This window comes from Acinetobacter bouvetii (genome assembly GCF_902753875.1).
GTDB classification, from domain to species: Bacteria; Pseudomonadota; Gammaproteobacteria; order Pseudomonadales; family Moraxellaceae; genus Acinetobacter; species Acinetobacter bouvetii_A.
This window is the reverse complement of the sequence record NZ_CADDTS010000014.1, coordinates 1-17,097: the sequence shown is the minus strand read 5'-3', so window position 1 is coordinate 17,097 and position 17,097 is coordinate 1. Positions and strand designations below refer to the sequence as shown.

The following is a 17,097-nucleotide window of genomic DNA, read 5'->3' as shown; positions in this document are numbered from 1 at the left end:
CACAATAAATAATTAAATTGGGATTAATGACACATATTGTGGATTACAATGCCAATTAATAACAATGAATTAAGAATACAAATTATGAATATAAAACTTAATGTACTCTCGATATCTTGTGGAACCATTCTATTTTCGTCACTGTCCTATGCTGAACTAATATATAACAATACAGTAGATCGGCAACGTGAAGAGGTTGTGCCTTTAATTAAACAGGGCCAAGTCGATGCAGGATTAAAAAAACTCAGGCAATTTCTGATACTTCAACCGAATAATCAGAAATTGATTGCCGATTATGTGGTCATGGCTTATGAAAACAATAAATTTGTCGAGTCTGATGTTAAGTATCTTAAGGGTATCAAGCCTACAGAATTTCCAGATTATGGAAAGGTAAATGTTCTTAAAGCATTACGAGATTTGAAGAAATTTGATTTAGCAGAATATTGGGCTAAAAAATTTGCTGAAACTGACCAAAATCAGATGTGGACTGTATGGATAGGTGTCTTGCAAGCTGAAGGAGGAAAAGCAGATCAAGCAAGAAAAACTCTGGCACCGATAGACATCAACTATGTAGATGCAGATTATTTGGCACAACTGGCTTATACCTATCGATTGTTAAACATGCCGATTGAAGCCATGAATGCTGCAAATCTGGCGATTGAAAAAAATAAGAATTTAAGTACAGAAGAACAATATGTATTGGCGTTGATGGTCAATGCTGATTATGCCAAAGCTGAGCAATATCTGAAAAAAAATAATTCATTTGCCAAACAGCCTCAACTGAGTACGACTGTAAAAATTAGTGAATTTACACAGCGTATTCAAAATGCTGTTCAATATTATAAACTTACTGTTTATCGTGGTGGAACTCAGCCCTATCAGCAACTCGATCAGGTCATTGCAGATATGGATCGTTATGAAGCACAGTTGCCAAATGATCCCAAACTGAAACAGCAATTCTATTATGAATATATATATGTCCTCAATGAGCGAAATCTATCGAAGAAAGTATTAGATCAAATACCTAAAACGGGGTTGTCAATTGAGCAAATGCCGCCTTATGTGCGTCAAGCTATAGCAGATGCTTATTTAAAAGCTCAACAACCTAAAGTGGCTGAGAAGATTTATAAAGATTTATTAAAAATACCGAATTATGCAAATTTTAAACTTTATGAAGGGCTATATTACGCATTCATTGAACAAGAAAAATTTCAATCAGCCAATCAATTACTTCAGGAGATGGATAAGGCCTTACCTACTTTCCAGTACAGTAATGCAAAAGGTGTCGATAAAGTTACCCATGATGATCGTATTGAGTACTTAACACTGGTCGGACTTAATTATGTTTATCGACAGGAGTATGCGAAAGCTGAGCAATATTTTGAAGATCTGGTTGCCAAGGCGCCAAATAATGTGGTTTATCAAAGTAATCGTGCTCTGGTTCAGCGCTGGCGTGAAAATCCACAGCGTTCGGAATGGATTTTATCTCAATGGGATGGTATTGAGCCTGTAGATCAAGGGGTTCAAATTGAACATCTACAGAATATACAAGCATTAGGCGATATTCAGCTATGGCGTAGTCAGCTTGCATATTTGATGCAAACCATGCCTGATGATACGGCAGTTATAAAAAGTAAAAAAGAACTCGAAGACCGTAATCACGCAAGTATTCAGCATCTAAGTACACTCTCGGAAAGTGATTCTAATAATTCAGCCTTGCTAAATCGCCTAAAAGGGAGTCGTGAGCAAGATCATTTAACCCGTCTGAATAGTCCTTGGTTTTTCGACAATTATCGTACCTATGTGGATCACAGTATCCGCTCGGCAAAATATGATCAAGGTAAAATTGATGATCAGCGTGTAGGCCTTGGACTGGAATGGGCATCGCGTCGTAAAACTGCAAATATCATGCTTTCACAAAGTATAGACAATGAACGCAATCAAGATCGCTTTGGTGTTTTGGTTAATTGGTCGCAATGGCTAAATGATCATTGGCAATATGCTTTAGGGTTCAATAGTCAGGCGGATATTCCCTTACAAGCCCTTAAAAAGGGGAATGAGGGAAAAGCTTATACCTTTGGCTTGAATTGGCAACAGAATGAATCACGCGAAGCCGGCTTGGCTTATCAATTCACAGATATTGATGATGGTAATGCTCGTCACGAAGCTTCAGTCTATGTCAAACAGCAAATTCTTCAGGGTCCTCATCATCTTACCAGTCTCATTTTAGGTGGTTTTTATAGTCAAAATCACGATGTTGTTGTGGATTATTTCAATCCTGAGGAAAGCTATAGCGGTGAGCTCACTTTACAGCACGATTGGATTACCTGGCGAAAATACAATAAAAATTTCACGCAGCATTTTGAAGCAACAGTCGGAGCTTTTGGACAAAAAGGATTTTCCACTGAACCGATTTATAACGTGCTTTATCAACATAATTGGCAATTGTCACGGACGTGGAGCTTGAACTATGGCATAGGATGGGGAAGACATCCTTATGACGGAGACGATGAAGACAGAACGTACGGAACTGTGGGTTTTAAGGGGAATTTTTAATGAAGCAAATTGGAAAAAAATTACTTGCTGCGATATTGATTACTGTTTTATCGATTCCAACGATAAGTGTGGCTCAAAGTGCCACAAAAATTGCAGCAGAAGTACCTGATAATTTATTTGTTACCTTAACTTTTCACGATGTAAGAGATGATGTCGCTCAATCTGGCGACCACGATATTTATGCCATTAGCACCAAAAATTTAGCACGCTATTTTGCCTGGCTTCAACAGGAAGGTTGGCATCCAATTCGATTGCAAGATGTATGGCTGGCTCGGCAACAAAAAAAGAGTTTACCTGCAAAATCTGTGCTCTTGACCTTTGATGATGGTGCATTAAGCAGCTATACCCGCGTATTTCCACTGTTAAAACAATATAACTTCCCTGCTGTATTTGCTATACCCACCAGTTGGATCAATGGGAATACCAAAGATGCTTATGAGGCTTATGGCCAGAATAATTTGATGAATTGGGATCAAATGCGTGAAATGCAACAATCAGGTTTGGCTGAGTTTGTTTCACATTCAGACAACATGCATAAAGGGATTCTTGCTAACCCTCAACAAAGTATGCAACCCGCTGCAATTACACGTGCATATTTACCCAAATTAGGGCGTTATGAAACAGATAAAGCCTATCAAGAACGAGTCATTGCTGACCTGAAAAAGTCTAAGGAAATTTTAGATTTTGAATTGGGTATTAATACAATGGCAGTTTTTTGGCCTTATGGTGCGGTAACTAAAGAAAGCGAATTATTGGCTGCAAAAGCGGGATTACCTTTGTCATTCAGTTTGGGCAGTATGTCAACACTGGTAGATTCCGGAAAAACATATCAGCGCGGCTTGATTATGAATAACCCGACGCCTGAAATGATTCATGAAGAAATGCTGGATTTTTTAACTTTTGCACGGGCAGCATATAAGCAACGTAAAAGTTTTCTTCGTTTTGACTTGGCTGAAATGGTAAGCCCAACCAATAAAGCTTTCGATGACAAACTAGGCCAATTTCTTGACCAAATTAATTCGCTACAAACAAATAATATTTTATTGAAAGCCGTAGCAGATGAGAATGGAGATGGAAAAATAGATGTTGCTTATTTCCCAAATCGTCAGTTAGGCGTGCGTCAAGATCTGTTAAATCGTACCGTTTGGCAAGTTCGGACGCGTGTTAATAATCGTGTCTATGCTGAACTTCCTATGACGTTGGAAACCAAACAAGGTTTGAGTCTAGAAAATCTAACAGCCGATTTGGTAAAAAATAATACTGGAATTGAAGGTTTAATGTTAGATGTTGGAGATGAGGCATTATGTGGTATGCAAAGTAACAACTGGGATGCATCATGCACCCAGAAAATGAACCAAATTTTTAAAATTCAGGAACGTAGTAAAGCTCAGGCAAAGTATTACGCAAATATTAGTAATAATTATCAAACTGCTTTGAAATTCAGTTTAAAAGACAAACATGTAGATGGCTTAAAGGCATTAGTTAAACATTGTCTTCTTAACGGTGATTTCCTGTATATCGATTTTGATCCAGTTGATCATCCTGAAATATTCAAGGCTCTACAAAAACAATTAGAAAAATTAAATAATCTAGAAAGACAATATTTAATTTTTAGTTTTAATGTCAGCCCAGATGCAAAAAATCGCGACTGGAAACAATACCAATATAATTTTCAATTCTTAAAAAATTTAGCCATACAAAAAATTGGGATTAATAACTATCAGTTAAATACCGGGCAAAAGATTCAAGAACATTTGTACAAAGAATTAAGTACAAATAGCAGTCCATTAACTTATCGCAATCCCTATGAAAATAATACGGCGAAGGGGGTGAAATAATGGAAGAGTCAAATTTGCTTCGAATAAGTGATATTTATTTTGGATTTGCTTTTTTTTACCCATTGTTTATGGCCTGGATTTGGATTGCAGGTGGAATCTGGTTTTATTTAAAGCATGAACGCAAGAAACAAGGTTTGCCACATCCGAGCGAGCACGGCTGTAGCATACTTATTCCATGCTTTAATGAGGAAGCTCAGGTTCGGGATACAATTAAATTTGCAATGCAAACTCAGTATCCCGATTTTGAGGTCATTGCAATAAATGATGGTAGCCGGGATAAAACAGGTGAAATTCTGGATGAACTTGTACAGCACTATCCGAATCTTAGAGTAGTTCATCTGGCTGAAAATCAAGGTAAGGCCTATGCGCTGCGTGCAGGGGCAATGGTCAGTCAAAATGAATACTTGGTTTGTATTGATGGCGATGCATTATTACACCCTCATGCCGTGTTATGGATGATGCATCATTTAACCAGTTATCCTCGAGTTGGTGCAGTAACAGGAAATCCTCGTATTGTGAACCGATCCAGTATTCTCGGTAAAATTCAGGTGGGTGAATTTTCATCCATTATCGGTCTGATCAAACGTGCTCAACGTACCTATGGCCGTATTTTTACCATTTCTGGTGCAATAGCAGGTTTCCGTAAAACGGCATTAGATCGTATTGGTTATTGGCGTGATGACATGATCACTGAAGACATTGATGTATCTTGGCGTTTGCAGTTTGATCACTGGGATCTGCAATATGTACCGAGAGCATTATGTTATATCTATATGCCTGAAACTTTTAAAGGCTTGTGGAAACAACGGTTACGTTGGGCTCAAGGCGGAGTGGAAGTCCTGTTTGCATATTTGCCGAGTTTGTTTAAATGGAACCGACGTCGTATGTGGCCTATCGCAATAGAGTCAATTGTGAGTGTAGTTTGGGCTTATGTGATGTTCGGTATTATACTTTTATATTTATACGGTCTGTTTTTCTCGTTACCCGGAGAGTGGGCAATTCAATCTCTCTTTCCGCAATGGTATGGAATTATTCTTGGTTTAACCTGCCTTATTCAATTCTTTGTCAGTTTATGTATTGATAAACCCTATGATAAGGACCGAATCTTCAGGAACTATTTTTGGGTCATCTGGTATCCTTTGTTCTTCTGGATTCTCACAATGATGACTACGGTCGTCGCATTACCTAAAACAATTTTCAAAACTCAAAAACGTGCACGCTGGGTTAGCCCAGACCGTGGATTTAGAGGAGAGCCAGAAAATGACTAAAGTATATAAATACTATCTTATTGAAGACGAGTCAAAGTTAGAACTTCCAGAATATATTGATCGACCTGAATATGTGCGAAATAAAAGTGTTGGATACAGTTTACAAATAGTCGGCTGGTTTGTATTTATGTGGTTGTTTATGCCAATTCTGACAATACTGTTTTGGTGGTTTGAAGGGAAAACTATTTATCAGCAATTGGTGATTCAGGCACGGCCAGATAGTCCTTTAAGTTTAATCAATATTATGACGATGATCTTGGTCTTCACGGGCATACTGTTTCTTTGGGCAACTTATAACTGGATCCGGTTTCATGGTAAAGATCGCAGAAAAGCCCCTTCAGCTATTAATGAGCAGCAGTTAGCGTCAAGCTTTAAGGTCAGTACTACAGATATTGTGAATATGCAGCAGGCGAGGAATTTGACCCTTTATTATGATCATAAAGGGGCACTAGAGTTTTTTGAGGCTAATCATCAGTTAAAAAAGCGGATTTCAGCTTAGATGGTTGAGGGTGTTCATCGACAAAATCATCGGGGTAATAACCAATATGTTTTACCCCGTGTTTTTCTAAGAATTTAATCGTTTCAATAATTTCTTCGGTAAAAAGTTTCTGGTTATTTATCCAGTTAACCGCTTGAAGTTCGAAAATCGTACGATCCAGTTTAGGGTCGTATTTTTTCGACTGCTCAATTAAGTCTAAATAGAATTGCTGATGATCATCAGCTTCTTCCATATAAGGCATCGCCATAATGGCATTGTAATCATAATGTTGGTAGGTGCTGGGCATTGATTGGCTAAACCAGTTTTCACTAATGGGGTCTAAGGCTACAGGTGCATACATATTACGGGCTGTGAGCAGATGAGGGTGTTGCTGTTTCAGGATTTTGGTAATACCTTCTGCAAATTGGTCTAAATAAGCAGTTTTAAATTTGGCCAATTGAGCCTGTCTGGGGGATTTTGGTAATTTTGATAAATGTTCTGAATTAAATCCCCAGGATTGGTACATGCTCTTTGCTGGAGCAGAAATATCTTCATGGTCATTGAGGGTGACATCATCATGATAGAGCACACCATCGACGGCATTTGATTTGATAAAATCTAAAAAAATTTCAGAAACATATTTCAGATTTTTAGGATCAAATGGAGACACCCGAATATAACCCTGTTTTCCACCATTATTATGCGCAACATAGGTCAATTGATAACTTTTGGGAAATTCCCATGCCATGAGGGGCAGCCATGCATAAATATGCTTGACCTGGGTCTTGCTACGAATTTCACTGACCAGTAATGGAAAAAGATTTTCCCTTAAAGGAATATGGCGGTTTTTAAAATAGACCTGATCTGCCGAACCATTGGCATCGGGATCGGCAAAAGCTTGCAGGAAAATAGTATTGGGTTGAACCTGTTTAATGCGCTGTATTAAAGTCTGAATATTCTGCTGCTGCTGTTTTTTATCGCGATCATACACATAATCAATATCAATATGCATAATCCGCATCTGATTGATCTTTGTTGTTTTCTTTAATTGTGGCGCCACTGGTTGTTGCGTCATATTCTGCTGCACGATCTGGTCGATAGGGTGCTGCTTAATGTGGACTAAATCTGCTGATTTTGCCGATAAAGGGAAGCAGCTCAGGCTTAAATAAAGACAGTGGCTTAATCTGTTCAGGTATATTTTTTTTAAATTATTCATTTTTATTCTCTTTTTATTGCCTGAATAATGGATTAAATCCAAGTTCATGGCTTATGGTTTTATAATGAAGTGATCATGCCTGATAGAATCAAGCGTGAATCAAATCATGAATCAACAGCTTTTTCATATTGAAAACGGCTTGCTGGGCACGTGGATTTTGCTTAAGAATTTCAGTTAAATTATCAGGGTGAATTTGCCAGCTGACACCAAATTGATCGATACACCAGCCGCATTGGCTCTCTGTACCTTTGAGCGTGATACCATTCCAGTAATAATCAATCTCAGCCTGATCTTCACATTCAATAATTAGAGAAACCGCACCATTAAATTCAAAGCTTTGTGGAATTCCGCTGTCCATAGCCATCAGGGTAAAGTTATTGGCCACGACCTGAGCATGCTGTACCTGTCCGGTGTATTCACCTTCGGTATATTTTAAAATGCCTTGGGTACGAAAATTGTGAAATAGACTTTGGTAAAAATTTAAGGCAGCTTGACATTGGCCCTGATATTGACCGCAATACATCAGCGTCGGAACAATCTTTTGCTGATTCACATCGGACAATTTGCCTAAATACAGTTGCCAGCTAAAACCATACTGATCTTGCAACCAGCCGTAATAATCACTCCAGGCATATTGACCTAATGGCATGAAAGTAGAGCCGCCCTCAATCAGCCGACTCCATAAATGGTCAATCTCGCTTTGAGTTTCACAAATGACCATAAATGAAATGGATGGATTCGGGTGGAAAGTAGGGCCACCATTAATTCCTAGAAATGGCACGCCTGCAAAATTAGCTTTGGCTGCATACTGGTTAACTTCAATCATGTGACTCTGTGGGAAAATAGAGCAATACCATTCAAAAGCTGCTTGGGCATTTTCTCCAAACCACAGGCAAGGGTAGATAGAGTGAGTCATTATTATGCTCTATATGGGTCGTATCAGCAGATAATGTAGCGTTCTACAGGTGTTACACAAGTAAGTTTATGCAGGCGAATTGTATAAAAAATATTCAATTTTGAATGAGAAATGCAGCTTGTCAGACTACATCTTTGATCTGTAAAAAATATTTATATTCAGTTACTTATAGTTTTAAGCTGAATCAGCTTTTCGATGCAGGAAATCAATCCTTGATTTCTCATTTTGGAGTCTGTTGATGATCTATTGATAAAATCTCAACAGACCCAAAACCATGATGCTTGAATGGGCTTTCAAATCACTTTTATACAAGCAAATGTTAAAGCAAGCAGGTTTGGATCCGGACTTTCATGTCCAGCGCTTGTTGCAAAATAAAGGCTTTCATCCAGTTTACTTGGTGTCCCATGGGATTGATCTTGAGTGCTGTATTTAAAAAGTCTAGCTTGGCTTGACTAAACAGCTGCGTTTCAATGGCATCTTCCAGTTGTGCACTATTCGCCGTCAGTGGAAGGCTGACCAGATAAAAGGCTTTAGGATAATTATAAAAGGCGTAGAGCAAGTTAAAGGCTTTTTGATCGGCCTTAAGGTTTCCAGCACCAATTTCATAACTTCGATCCTGATTGCTATGGGTGACACCGATCAAAAAGTCGAAATGGTTATCCGAAAGTCTTAGCCCAAATTGCATCCCAATCTGGTCAGCGCTGAGTTCATGTTGCACAAAATTATTCAGGATTGAACCATCATCATTCAACGCTTCCTGCAAGATCAGCAACTGTTCATTATGTTGATAGAAATGACCGGCAAGCTGTGCGTGTTCTAGCCTAGTTTTAACGGATTCAAGAGTACGGTCTAGCGTAAGCATAATTTAAATAATATGGGGGATGGGAGAGAAAGGTCGTACTGTATGCAATTTTCAGCAGCAATAACACTGATGTTTTAGAGGAATTAACAATCAGGTGATATTTTGTACATTTTAATGTTGGGTTGTGGTAACGGTGAGAAGGGATTAAAGTGAGGCCACGGAATTTAAGTGAATCATTAATAAAAACTTATACTCATTATTAGTTAAGCTTTATATGATAAATTTGCATATCAATATAATAAAACAAGCAATAGATGTGATAACTAAATCTCTATAATGAATATATATATTTTTAAAAGTGTAATTAAAGTACACGTTGATCTGAGCTGGTGTTGTCAATGTCCATAACTGAGGAAAGACTTACTCATCTTAAACAGCTAGAAGCTGAGAGTATTCACATTATCCGTGAAGTGGCTGCCGAATTTGAAAATCCGGTCATGTTGTATTCCATTGGTAAAGATTCTGCAGTGATGCTGCATCTTGCCCTTAAGGCATTCTATCCTGCCAAACTACCATTCCCGTTGCTGCATGTAGACACGGGCTGGAAGTTTAAAGACATGATCAAATTCCGTGACAACATGGCGAAAGAGCATGGCTTTGACTTAATCGTGCATCAAAATAAAGAAGGGAAAGACGCAGGCGTTAATCCATTCGATTATGGTAGCTCGAAATATACCGACATCATGAAAACTCAAGGCTTAAAACAAGCGCTTGATAAATACCAGTTTGATGCTGCTTTCGGTGGTGCGCGCCGTGATGAAGAAAAGTCACGTGCAAAAGAACGCGTATATTCATTCCGTGATTCTAAACACCGTTGGGACCCTAAAAACCAGCGTCCTGAACTTTGGAACCTTTACAACGGTAAAGTGAACAAAGGCGAAAGTATTCGTGTATTCCCATTGTCTAACTGGACTGAGTTAGATATCTGGCAATATATCTTCTTGGAGCAAATTCCAATTGTTCCATTGTATTTTGCTGCTGAACGTCCAGTCGTAGAACGTAGCGGTACACTCATCATGGTTGATGATGAACGTATGCGTTTGAACGAAGGCGAAGTTCCGCAAATGAAATCGGTACGTTTCCGTACTTTAGGTTGTTATCCATTAACAGGTGCAGTGGAATCAACTGCCAATACCTTACCGGAAATTATCCAAGAAATGCTTTTAGCCACAAGCTCAGAGCGTCAAGGTCGTATGATTGACCATGATGAAGCTGGCTCGATGGAAAAGAAAAAGCAGGAAGGTTATTTCTAAATTAATCTTGAAATCTCCCCTTGCGCAGCAGTGCTGCTCACCTCTTTGAAAAGAGGGGGAACTCCCAAAAATGAACGGAGGTAAGTCCTCCTTTATTAAAGGAGGATTTAGGTGGATTTAAAGATTAAAAGAAACCGGTTTCTAAAGAATTTGTGGAGCTTTGAGCAATGTCTCATCAATCAGAATTGATTAGCCAAGACATCTTGGCATATTTAAAACAGCACGAAAATAAAGACCTTTTGCGCTTTTTAACTTGCGGTAACGTGGATGATGGTAAATCGACTTTAATCGGTCGTTTGCTTTACGATTCAAAATTGATTTATGAAGATCAATTACAAGCCGTAACCCGTGACTCTAAAAAAGTGGGTACAACTGGTGATGCACCTGACTTAGCTTTACTTGTGGATGGTCTGCAAGCGGAACGTGAGCAGGGGATTACCATTGACGTGGCTTACCGTTATTTCTCTACTGAAAAACGTAAGTTCATCATTGCCGACACCCCGGGGCACGAACAGTACACCCGTAACATGGCCACTGGTGCATCTACTGCGGATCTTGCAATTATCTTGATTGATGCGCGTTATGGCGTGCAAACGCAAACTCGCCGTCACTCATTTATTGCCAGCCTTTTGGGTATTCGTAACATTGTGGTTGCGATTAACAAAATGGACTTGGTGGAATTTTCTGAAGCGCGCTTCAATGAAATTCAAGCTGAATACAACGACTTCGTGAACCAGTTGGGTGACCGTAAGCCTGCTAACATCATCTTCACGCCAATTTCTGCGTTGAATGGTGATAACGTGGTAAATCCATCTCCAAATACGCCATGGTACAAAGGTCAAACTTTGATGGCGACTTTGGAAACTGTGGAAATTACACGTGATACCAGCAAACACGAATTCCGTTTCCCTGTTCAGTATGTAAACCGTCCAAACTTAGACTTCCGTGGCTTCTGCGGTACGATTGCTTTAGGTGAAGTAAAAGTTGGCGATACGATTACTGCATTACCATCTGGTAAGTCATCAACTGTAAAAGAAATCGTGACTTATGATGGCAACCTGGATCATGCCATTGCAGGTCAAGCGGTGACTTTAACACTGAACGATGAAATTGATATTTCACGTGGTAACGTGTTGGTCAAAGCTGGCGAACAGCCTTTAATTTCACGTTCTGCACGTGCATCTGTAGTTTGGATGAATGATCAGCCGCTGGTTCCTGGTAAACTTTATAACGTGAAGTTTGGTACTCAAACCATTCCGGCTAAAGTGGCTAAAATTAACTTCCGTACCAATGTGAACACATTGGAACACATGCAAGTTGAACAGCTTGATTTGAACGCGATTGCAGACGTTACTATCGAGTTTGATGCGCCAGTCGTATTCGACCGTTATCATGACAGTCGTTACACAGGTTCATTTATCTTCATTGACCGTTTAAGCAACGTGACTGTTGGTGCGGGTATGGTTGAAGCTGCGGTTGAATGGACTGCACACAACGAACCTGTTACAGCTGAAGCGCGTGCTGCACGTTTAGGTCAAAAACCTGCTGCTGTAACTGTTACTGCAAAAGCCCTTGAAAATGCACAAGCAATTGAAAGCTTGTTGATTCAACAAGGTGTGGTTGCCATTGCGAAAGCAGGTCTAACTGCGGAACAAGTTGCACTTGTACGTGAAACTGGTGTAGTTGTGATTACTGATGCTGCTGAAGGCACAGATGTAACTTATACAGTTGAGACTGCTGAAGAAGTTGCTGAGAAGATTGTTGAGTTGGTTCGTCTGTAATAGATTGATCCACTTCAAATAAAAAACCCGCCTGATGGCGGGTTTTTTATTCGTTACGTAGGTAAGCAAGCAGTGAGTAATGGCAGTAATCCACTTTGCCATAGTGCAGTACCAATTGTTACATGTGTAGAGGCATTCGACATAAAAGTACTATATTTTCTAGCAAAATTAGGTTGAGAATAGTCTGATTTTAGATCATCAATCTGTGTTTGAAATAGTTTCTTCTCATCATCTGATACATTCTCAATTTTTTCAATAAAAGCTTTGAGATTGTCGAATATTTCAGGTGTTTGAGTATTTTGATTTACTATTTGTTGATTATTTGAACCTGTCTGAATTTGATTTTGATTACCTTGGATAGAAATGTTAGGAGTGGTCATGGATTTAATTGCCTCGTCAACAGTCATTTGATTGTTTTGTATTTTATAAGTAAATGATTGTTTTAGAATGCTAAATTGTTCAAGAATTTCATTTGTGTATTAGAAAATTTCTCGATACCTTGAATCCATATAATCTAGCGACCAGATATTAATATTATGTAATTCGTAATACTGTCTGACTTCATCAGCAATAGTTTTCCATTTTTCTCTACTTATTAATTCTCTAGATATATTTTCAATCATGGCTTTTAAAGTTGGATGTAATTCTTTGTTGTTTATGTTGCCGATTTCGAAAGCTAATTCTTCTGATAATCCTCTACCGTAACAATATGTACGATCTAATTTATACTTATGTTCAGGATATGAAATTTCTAGTTCAGAAATAAATTTTTCTTCGTTTTTACAATGTGAAAAGGCATTTTTTAAACGTAAAAACTTCCCTTGATAATTCATTATTTCTTGTACCATATGATTTACATCCAAATGTTCTGGTACAAGAGTAAAGTTTCTGCCCAATATGAAATTTTCCATAAATCTATTTTAATCAATAATCTATATTTAATTATATAGAATAAAATTAGAAGATTAATAAAAAAGTTGAAATTTTAAATAAAGTAATTAAGATATATCTTAACTAATCTTAAGGTGTATCTTTGCTATGCCAAATTCAGATCTCATTGCAGACATCGAAAGTCCTGTCAAAACACGTAAGCGTCTATTTGAAGCAGGGCACATGAAGCTATTAGTGCTGCACATCATCTCCCAAGCGCCCAAGTTTAGCTACGACATCATTAAAGATGTCGGCACAGTGGTCGGTGGTGGTTACAGCCCAAGTACAGGTACGATTTACCCAACGCTGAATTACCTAGAAGAACAACAGTACATTCACGCTGAACTTAATGCAGACGAGCGCAAGCAGTACAGTATTACTGCTCTAGGTACGCAACACTTAGCGGCACAACAGACCACCATTGAAAAAATCCTCTGTCGTTTTGATACCCGTAAGCAAATCCATAACAACGAAGTCTATGTAGACATTAAGCGTGCGATGGAAAACCTCAAGACCTCATTGCGCATCAAGATTCAGCACTGTGAACTGACACCTGAACAGGTTTTTGAGATTGCAGAAAAAATCGATCAAGCAGCAGTTGAAATTAGCCGTATGGAGTTGAAGTCATGAAACAGCATCAATATGAAATTACGGTAAAACACGTTGCCGATGCACAAGGTAATCCATCAAATTACACAGAAGCATTGCAATTTAATGCTTACAACCATGATGACCTATTTAAGGTATTGGCCTTAATTCAAAAAGCGAATGTGCTTGAGGGTGATAAAGTGACTTCATTTGCCATTGGCTTAAAGCTGTTTGGTGAAACACTGCTAGAAAATAAGAATCATCCTTTATTTAAGGACTTTTTACCGCAGTTTGCTGAATTTATGAAAAGCATGAAACAAACAATTAAAGCAGCTGAAACAACGCATTAAATAGGTTAAATATGTCAAACAATCTCCCAAAATTTCACCCCAAACACATGGCATGGCTGATGCCGTTATTTTTATCAGGCATTATGAGTGGATCAATCTCATGCTTTAATATGCTAATGAATAAAGGCTTGGTTGACGGCTTTATTGGTATTTGGCTACATGCTTGGGGCATGTCGTGGATGTTGGCTTTCCCGCTGATATTAATTATGTTACCGCTGGTACGTAAATTCCTGATGCAATTTGTACAGATGCCGCCAGCGCCGTAAAATCCATCTGATTTAAAAAGTTTGTATAAAGAAAACCCAGCATAAGCTGGGTTTTTTCTCATTTTCTTTTTAAAAATGGTCTTTCAATAAAGTGGTATGTAGCAAATGAAGTAATGACGACAACAGAGAAAACCAGAGGAAATAACAGATAGTAATGGATTAAGCCTTGGCTAAAGTCATAGACGTTTAAAATGGAGAAAGATAAATATAAAATTAAGCCATGAATTAGATAAGTACTGTAGCTAATATCTCCTAAAATTCGAATACCTGCGTGATTTAATAGGCCAAAGAAATTATAGCCATTGCATATAAAGGCAAACACGATACTTAAAAGTATTTTTTGTGGCGTTGAATAGGCTGTGGTAAAGATCAGACTGATCAGCAGGATTGAAGGTAAAAGAATATTTAATAGTTTTGTTTTTTCTTTAATTAAGCCCTCAATTTTATTTTTATAATAGATTGATATGAATGACAGAAGAAAGAGTAAATATAAGCTTCGCTTGGTCTCTAAAAAAACAACAAGAAAAAGAATAAAAGTAATCACAAAAATATGCTTATTGCTGATTTTTTTATGTACTAAGGCATGAATAAGAGGCAGTGAGAAATAAAAGCCCCATTCATACAGTAGTGTCCAGTTGACCCCGGCAATGATCTGGGGTGATGGGAAAGTTTCAAGGGAACTGCCTTTAAATAGAACCCAACCCAAGATCCACTTTATGTATTGGCTAAGGCTATATTCACTCAGGTGAATAGACATGAGGGTAATGCCTAAAACGATGAAAGTGACAAATGCATAGAGCGGTACTATGCGTTTTAGTCGCAGAATATAAAGCTGCTTCCAGTTAATCTCACTCTTTTGAATTTTATTAAGAAATAAATAACCTGTGATGAGGAAAAACAGGGAAACAGGTATGGCTCCCATATTATTTAATAGATCACTTTCTGGGCGCACCCATTCGCCCTGTGTTTTCCAGATATATGTAATATAAAAGTGATGTACCAGTACGCTAAGTGCTAAAACTCCTCTTAATCCATCTAGCGGTGATGTTCTGCTGAGTGATTCAAATGCTGCATTTGTCGGTATTAATTTTTTTATAATCAAGCAACTCAGAATGAGGCAGCATATAAAAATGGGCAGTATTAAATACTGTATATCAAGATATTGATTCATGAATGTGCATTAAAAAAATTTGAGCTATTTTAGTCTTTATTTTAAATAAGACAATGCCGGGTTTTTGAACTGATAAAAATGATAAGTATTGAATATGACTAAAGTTTTGCTATTCAATTGTTATTTTGAGTGGTTGGAGAAATTTGGCATTTATCTCAGCTAATCTTCCATCTTAAAAAATCGCAAAAAGAATTTATCTTACTTAAGGCATTGTACTCATTTTTTCTATATTCAATGTGATCTACCATCACTAGCCTATTATCAATTTGCTAAATAGTGCCTTACTTATACATAAGTGTATTGTTGTTCAGCCTGACACATTTATATGTTCAAATAGGCCGAAGAAAGATGAAAAGTGAAAGATAGGGAAGACGTTATGTCACACGCTACTACCATGCAACAAGTGATTATTACTGAACCGGGCGGGGTAGATAAACTCGCTTATGAAACTGTTGCAGTACCTACTGCAAAAGCAGATGAAGTACTGGTTAAAGTCCATGCCTTTGGTATTAACCGCCCAGATATCTTGCAGCGTCAAGGCTTATACCCAATGCCTAAAGGCGTGACACCTGTACCGGGCCTAGAAGTTGCAGGTGAGGTCGTTGCAGTCGGTACTGATGTCACTTTATTTAAAGTCGGCGATAAAGTCTGCGGGCTGACTAATGGCGGTGGTTATGCTGAGTATTGTGTGGTGCCGGAAAGCCAGACTTTGAGCATTCCAGAAGGTGTGAGTTTTGTACAGGCAGCGGCTATTCCGGAAACCTTCTTTACTGTATGGGCGAATGTATTCCAGATGGGTAAGGCCAAGGCAGGGGAAACGGTACTGGTACATGGTGGAACGAGCGGGATTGGTACGACTGCTTTGATGCTGTGTAAATCACTTGGCATCAAAACTTTTGCAACCGTAGGTTCAGATGAAAAAGTTGCAGCGATTGCTGATTTAACCACAGCAATCAACTATAAGACTCAAGACTTCGAGCAAGTGATTAATGAGCAAACTGACAATGGTGGTGTCGATGTGATTTTGGATATGGTCGGTGCTCCTTATCTGGAAAAGAACTTAAACCTGCTGCGTCGTGATGGTCGTCTAGTCTATATCGCATTTTTAGGCGGTGCTAAAGCCAAAGAGGTCAAACTCGGTCAAATCATGATGAAGCGTCTGACCATTACCGGTTCCACCATGCGTGCACGTAACACAGCGGAAAAGGCCGAAATTGCACAAGGCTTGCAGCAACACGTTGCACCGCTATGGGCAAAAGGCGAATGTTTGCCAATGATCTATAAAACCTTCAAGTTTGATCAAATTCAAGATGCGCATGCAGTGATGGATACCGGTGAACATGTAGGTAAGGTTGTAGTGCAAATCATCTAATAGTTATTGTTTTAAAATAAAGAGCCGGCGTTTGTCCGGCTTTTCTTTTGCATAAAATAATATGAATAATTCAAATTAATTCATTGAAAAATTAGATTTCTTTCATAAGTCATTTTTCACTCAGTTCCAAGTTATAAATTCCAGCAATTAGATTGAATCTTAATGCTAGTCTTTTGCCTCGATTGCGATATCGCTCAGCAAGAATTTTGAAGGTTTTCAAACTGCCAAATACATGCTCAATTCCAATTCTTC

General features: G+C 38.4%; 16 protein-coding genes and 1 pseudogene. 10 read left to right on the top strand and 7 right to left on the bottom strand.

Translation table 11 applies throughout. The features are described from left to right. The first annotated feature begins 84 nt into the window (after nt 1-84). Genes pgaA through pgaD form a run of 4 tightly spaced genes read left to right on the top strand, consistent with a single transcriptional unit; the run spans nt 85 to nt 6,161 of the window. A complete protein-coding gene (gene pgaA / locus FB6_RS03810) occupies nt 85-2,556 on the top strand; it encodes a poly-beta-1,6 N-acetyl-D-glucosamine export porin PgaA (protein ID WP_254592190.1) in 2,472 nt (823 codons plus the stop codon). Next, the gene (pgaB, locus tag FB6_RS03805; protein WP_174558727.1) at nt 2,556-4,394 is read left to right on the top strand and encodes a poly-beta-1,6-N-acetyl-D-glucosamine N-deacetylase PgaB; all 1,839 of its coding nucleotides are present in this window, start codon (nt 2,556-2,558) and stop codon (nt 4,392-4,394) included. The genes pgaA and pgaB (FB6_RS03805) overlap by 1 nt, the downstream gene beginning before the upstream one ends. Next, complete coding sequence (gene pgaC, locus FB6_RS03800; RefSeq protein WP_174558726.1) at nt 4,394-5,662, top strand: poly-beta-1,6-N-acetyl-D-glucosamine synthase; 1,269 nt, start codon at nt 4,394-4,396, stop codon at nt 5,660-5,662. Before pgaB (FB6_RS03805) ends, pgaC begins: the two co-directional genes overlap by 1 nt. Further along, nucleotides 5,655-6,161: a poly-beta-1,6-N-acetyl-D-glucosamine biosynthesis protein PgaD gene (gene pgaD / locus FB6_RS03795; protein ID WP_174558725.1), complete on the top strand. Its 507-nt coding sequence runs from the start codon at nt 5,655-5,657 to the stop codon at nt 6,159-6,161. Before pgaC ends, pgaD begins: the two co-directional genes overlap by 8 nt. Here pgaD and pgaB (FB6_RS03790) read toward each other — a convergent pair. The 3 genes from pgaB (FB6_RS03790) to FB6_RS03780 all read right to left on the bottom strand — a co-directional run bounded on the left by pgaB (FB6_RS03790) (nt 6,127) and on the right by FB6_RS03780 (nt 9,134). Next, complete coding sequence (gene pgaB / locus FB6_RS03790; protein ID WP_174558724.1) at nt 6,127-7,356, bottom strand: poly-beta-1,6-N-acetyl-D-glucosamine N-deacetylase PgaB; 1,230 nt, start codon at nt 7,354-7,356, stop codon at nt 6,127-6,129. The genes pgaD and pgaB (FB6_RS03790) overlap by 35 nt on opposite strands. 88 nt (nt 7,357-7,444) lie before the next feature. Continuing rightward, complete coding sequence (locus FB6_RS03785) at nt 7,445-8,272, bottom strand: VOC family protein (RefSeq protein WP_174558723.1); 828 nt, start codon at nt 8,270-8,272, stop codon at nt 7,445-7,447. Between the two features lie 319 nt (nt 8,273-8,591). Next, nucleotides 8,592-9,134, bottom strand: coding sequence for a hypothetical protein (locus tag FB6_RS03780; RefSeq protein WP_174558722.1), 543 nt, complete (start codon nt 9,132-9,134; stop codon nt 8,592-8,594). A 344-nt stretch (nt 9,135-9,478) separates the two neighbouring features. Between FB6_RS03780 and cysD the strand changes: the two genes are divergently transcribed. After that, nucleotides 9,479-10,387 (top strand): sulfate adenylyltransferase subunit CysD, encoded by a 909-nt coding sequence (cysD, locus tag FB6_RS03775; RefSeq protein WP_174558786.1) that lies wholly within the window; start codon nt 9,479-9,481, stop codon nt 10,385-10,387. 167 nt (nt 10,388-10,554) lie between these two features. Continuing rightward, nucleotides 10,555-12,168, top strand: coding sequence for a sulfate adenylyltransferase subunit CysN (cysN, locus tag FB6_RS03770; protein WP_174558721.1), 1,614 nt, complete (start codon nt 10,555-10,557; stop codon nt 12,166-12,168). 53 nt (nt 12,169-12,221) lie between these two features. Here the strand turns inward: cysN and FB6_RS03765 are convergent, their stop codons facing one another. After that, nucleotides 12,222-12,548, bottom strand: a complete 327-nt coding sequence (locus FB6_RS03765; RefSeq protein WP_174558720.1) for a hypothetical protein — start codon at nt 12,546-12,548, stop codon at nt 12,222-12,224. Between the two features lie 99 nt (nt 12,549-12,647). Next, entirely contained in the window at nt 12,648-13,079 is a 432-nt protein-coding gene (locus FB6_RS03760) for a hypothetical protein (RefSeq protein WP_174558719.1), read from the bottom strand. Nucleotides 13,080-13,206: 127 nt separating this feature from the next. Between FB6_RS03760 and FB6_RS03755 the strand changes: the two genes are divergently transcribed. From FB6_RS03755 to FB6_RS03745, 3 genes are read left to right on the top strand one after another with little or no spacing between them, the layout of a single operon-like run. Then, complete coding sequence (locus tag FB6_RS03755; RefSeq protein ID WP_174558718.1) at nt 13,207-13,728, top strand: PadR family transcriptional regulator; 522 nt, start codon at nt 13,207-13,209, stop codon at nt 13,726-13,728. Beyond that, entirely contained in the window at nt 13,725-14,036 is a 312-nt protein-coding gene (locus FB6_RS03750) for a DUF3861 domain-containing protein (RefSeq protein ID WP_174558717.1), read from the top strand. The genes FB6_RS03755 and FB6_RS03750 overlap by 4 nt, the downstream gene beginning before the upstream one ends. An 11-nt stretch (nt 14,037-14,047) precedes the next feature. Then, on the top strand, nt 14,048-14,302 hold the full coding sequence (locus tag FB6_RS03745) for a DUF2798 domain-containing protein (protein WP_174558716.1): 255 nt from the start codon (nt 14,048-14,050) through the stop codon (nt 14,300-14,302). Nucleotides 14,303-14,360: 58 nt separating this feature from the next. On the opposite strand, the gene FB6_RS03740 is transcribed toward FB6_RS03745, so the two are convergent. Then, entirely contained in the window at nt 14,361-15,473 is a 1,113-nt protein-coding gene (locus FB6_RS03740) for an acyltransferase family protein (protein ID WP_174558715.1), read from the bottom strand. 376 nt (nt 15,474-15,849) lie between these two features. On the opposite strand from FB6_RS03740, the gene FB6_RS03735 reads away from it, so the two are divergent. Then, nucleotides 15,850-16,845 (top strand): NAD(P)H-quinone oxidoreductase, encoded by a 996-nt coding sequence (locus FB6_RS03735; RefSeq protein ID WP_174558714.1) that lies wholly within the window; start codon nt 15,850-15,852, stop codon nt 16,843-16,845. Nucleotides 16,846-16,954: 109 nt separating this feature from the next. On the opposite strand, the pseudogene FB6_RS03730 reads toward FB6_RS03735, so the two are convergent. Further along, nucleotides 16,955-17,097 (bottom strand): annotated as a pseudogene (locus FB6_RS03730) (IS5/IS1182 family transposase); the annotation flags it as partial.

Bases quoted from the DNA above. Each gene is read 5' to 3' on its own strand.
- pgaA (WP_254592190.1), top strand. From the start codon at position 85: ATGAATATAAAACTTAATGTACTCTCGATATCTTGTGGAACCATTCTA.
- pgaB (WP_174558727.1), top strand. From the start codon at position 2,556: ATGAAGCAAATTGGAAAAAAATTACTTGCTGCGATATTGATTACTGTT.
- pgaC (WP_174558726.1), top strand. From the start codon at position 4,394: ATGGAAGAGTCAAATTTGCTTCGAATAAGTGATATTTATTTTGGATTT.
- pgaD (WP_174558725.1), top strand. From the start codon at position 5,655: ATGACTAAAGTATATAAATACTATCTTATTGAAGACGAGTCAAAGTTA.
- pgaB (WP_174558724.1), bottom strand. From the start codon at position 7,356: ATGAATAATTTAAAAAAAATATACCTGAACAGATTAAGCCACTGTCTT.
- FB6_RS03785 (WP_174558723.1), bottom strand. From the start codon at position 8,272: ATGACTCACTCTATCTACCCTTGCCTGTGGTTTGGAGAAAATGCCCAA.
- FB6_RS03780 (WP_174558722.1), bottom strand. From the start codon at position 9,134: ATGCTTACGCTAGACCGTACTCTTGAATCCGTTAAAACTAGGCTAGAA.
- cysN (WP_174558721.1), top strand. From the start codon at position 10,555: ATGTCTCATCAATCAGAATTGATTAGCCAAGACATCTTGGCATATTTA.
- FB6_RS03765 (WP_174558720.1), bottom strand. From the start codon at position 12,548: ATGACCACTCCTAACATTTCTATCCAAGGTAATCAAAATCAAATTCAG.
- FB6_RS03760 (WP_174558719.1), bottom strand. From the start codon at position 13,079: ATGGAAAATTTCATATTGGGCAGAAACTTTACTCTTGTACCAGAACAT.
- FB6_RS03755 (WP_174558718.1), top strand. From the start codon at position 13,207: ATGCCAAATTCAGATCTCATTGCAGACATCGAAAGTCCTGTCAAAACA.
- FB6_RS03750 (WP_174558717.1), top strand. From the start codon at position 13,725: ATGAAACAGCATCAATATGAAATTACGGTAAAACACGTTGCCGATGCA.
- FB6_RS03745 (WP_174558716.1), top strand. From the start codon at position 14,048: ATGTCAAACAATCTCCCAAAATTTCACCCCAAACACATGGCATGGCTG.
- FB6_RS03740 (WP_174558715.1), bottom strand. From the start codon at position 15,473: ATGAATCAATATCTTGATATACAGTATTTAATACTGCCCATTTTTATA.
- FB6_RS03735 (WP_174558714.1), top strand. From the start codon at position 15,850: ATGTCACACGCTACTACCATGCAACAAGTGATTATTACTGAACCGGGC.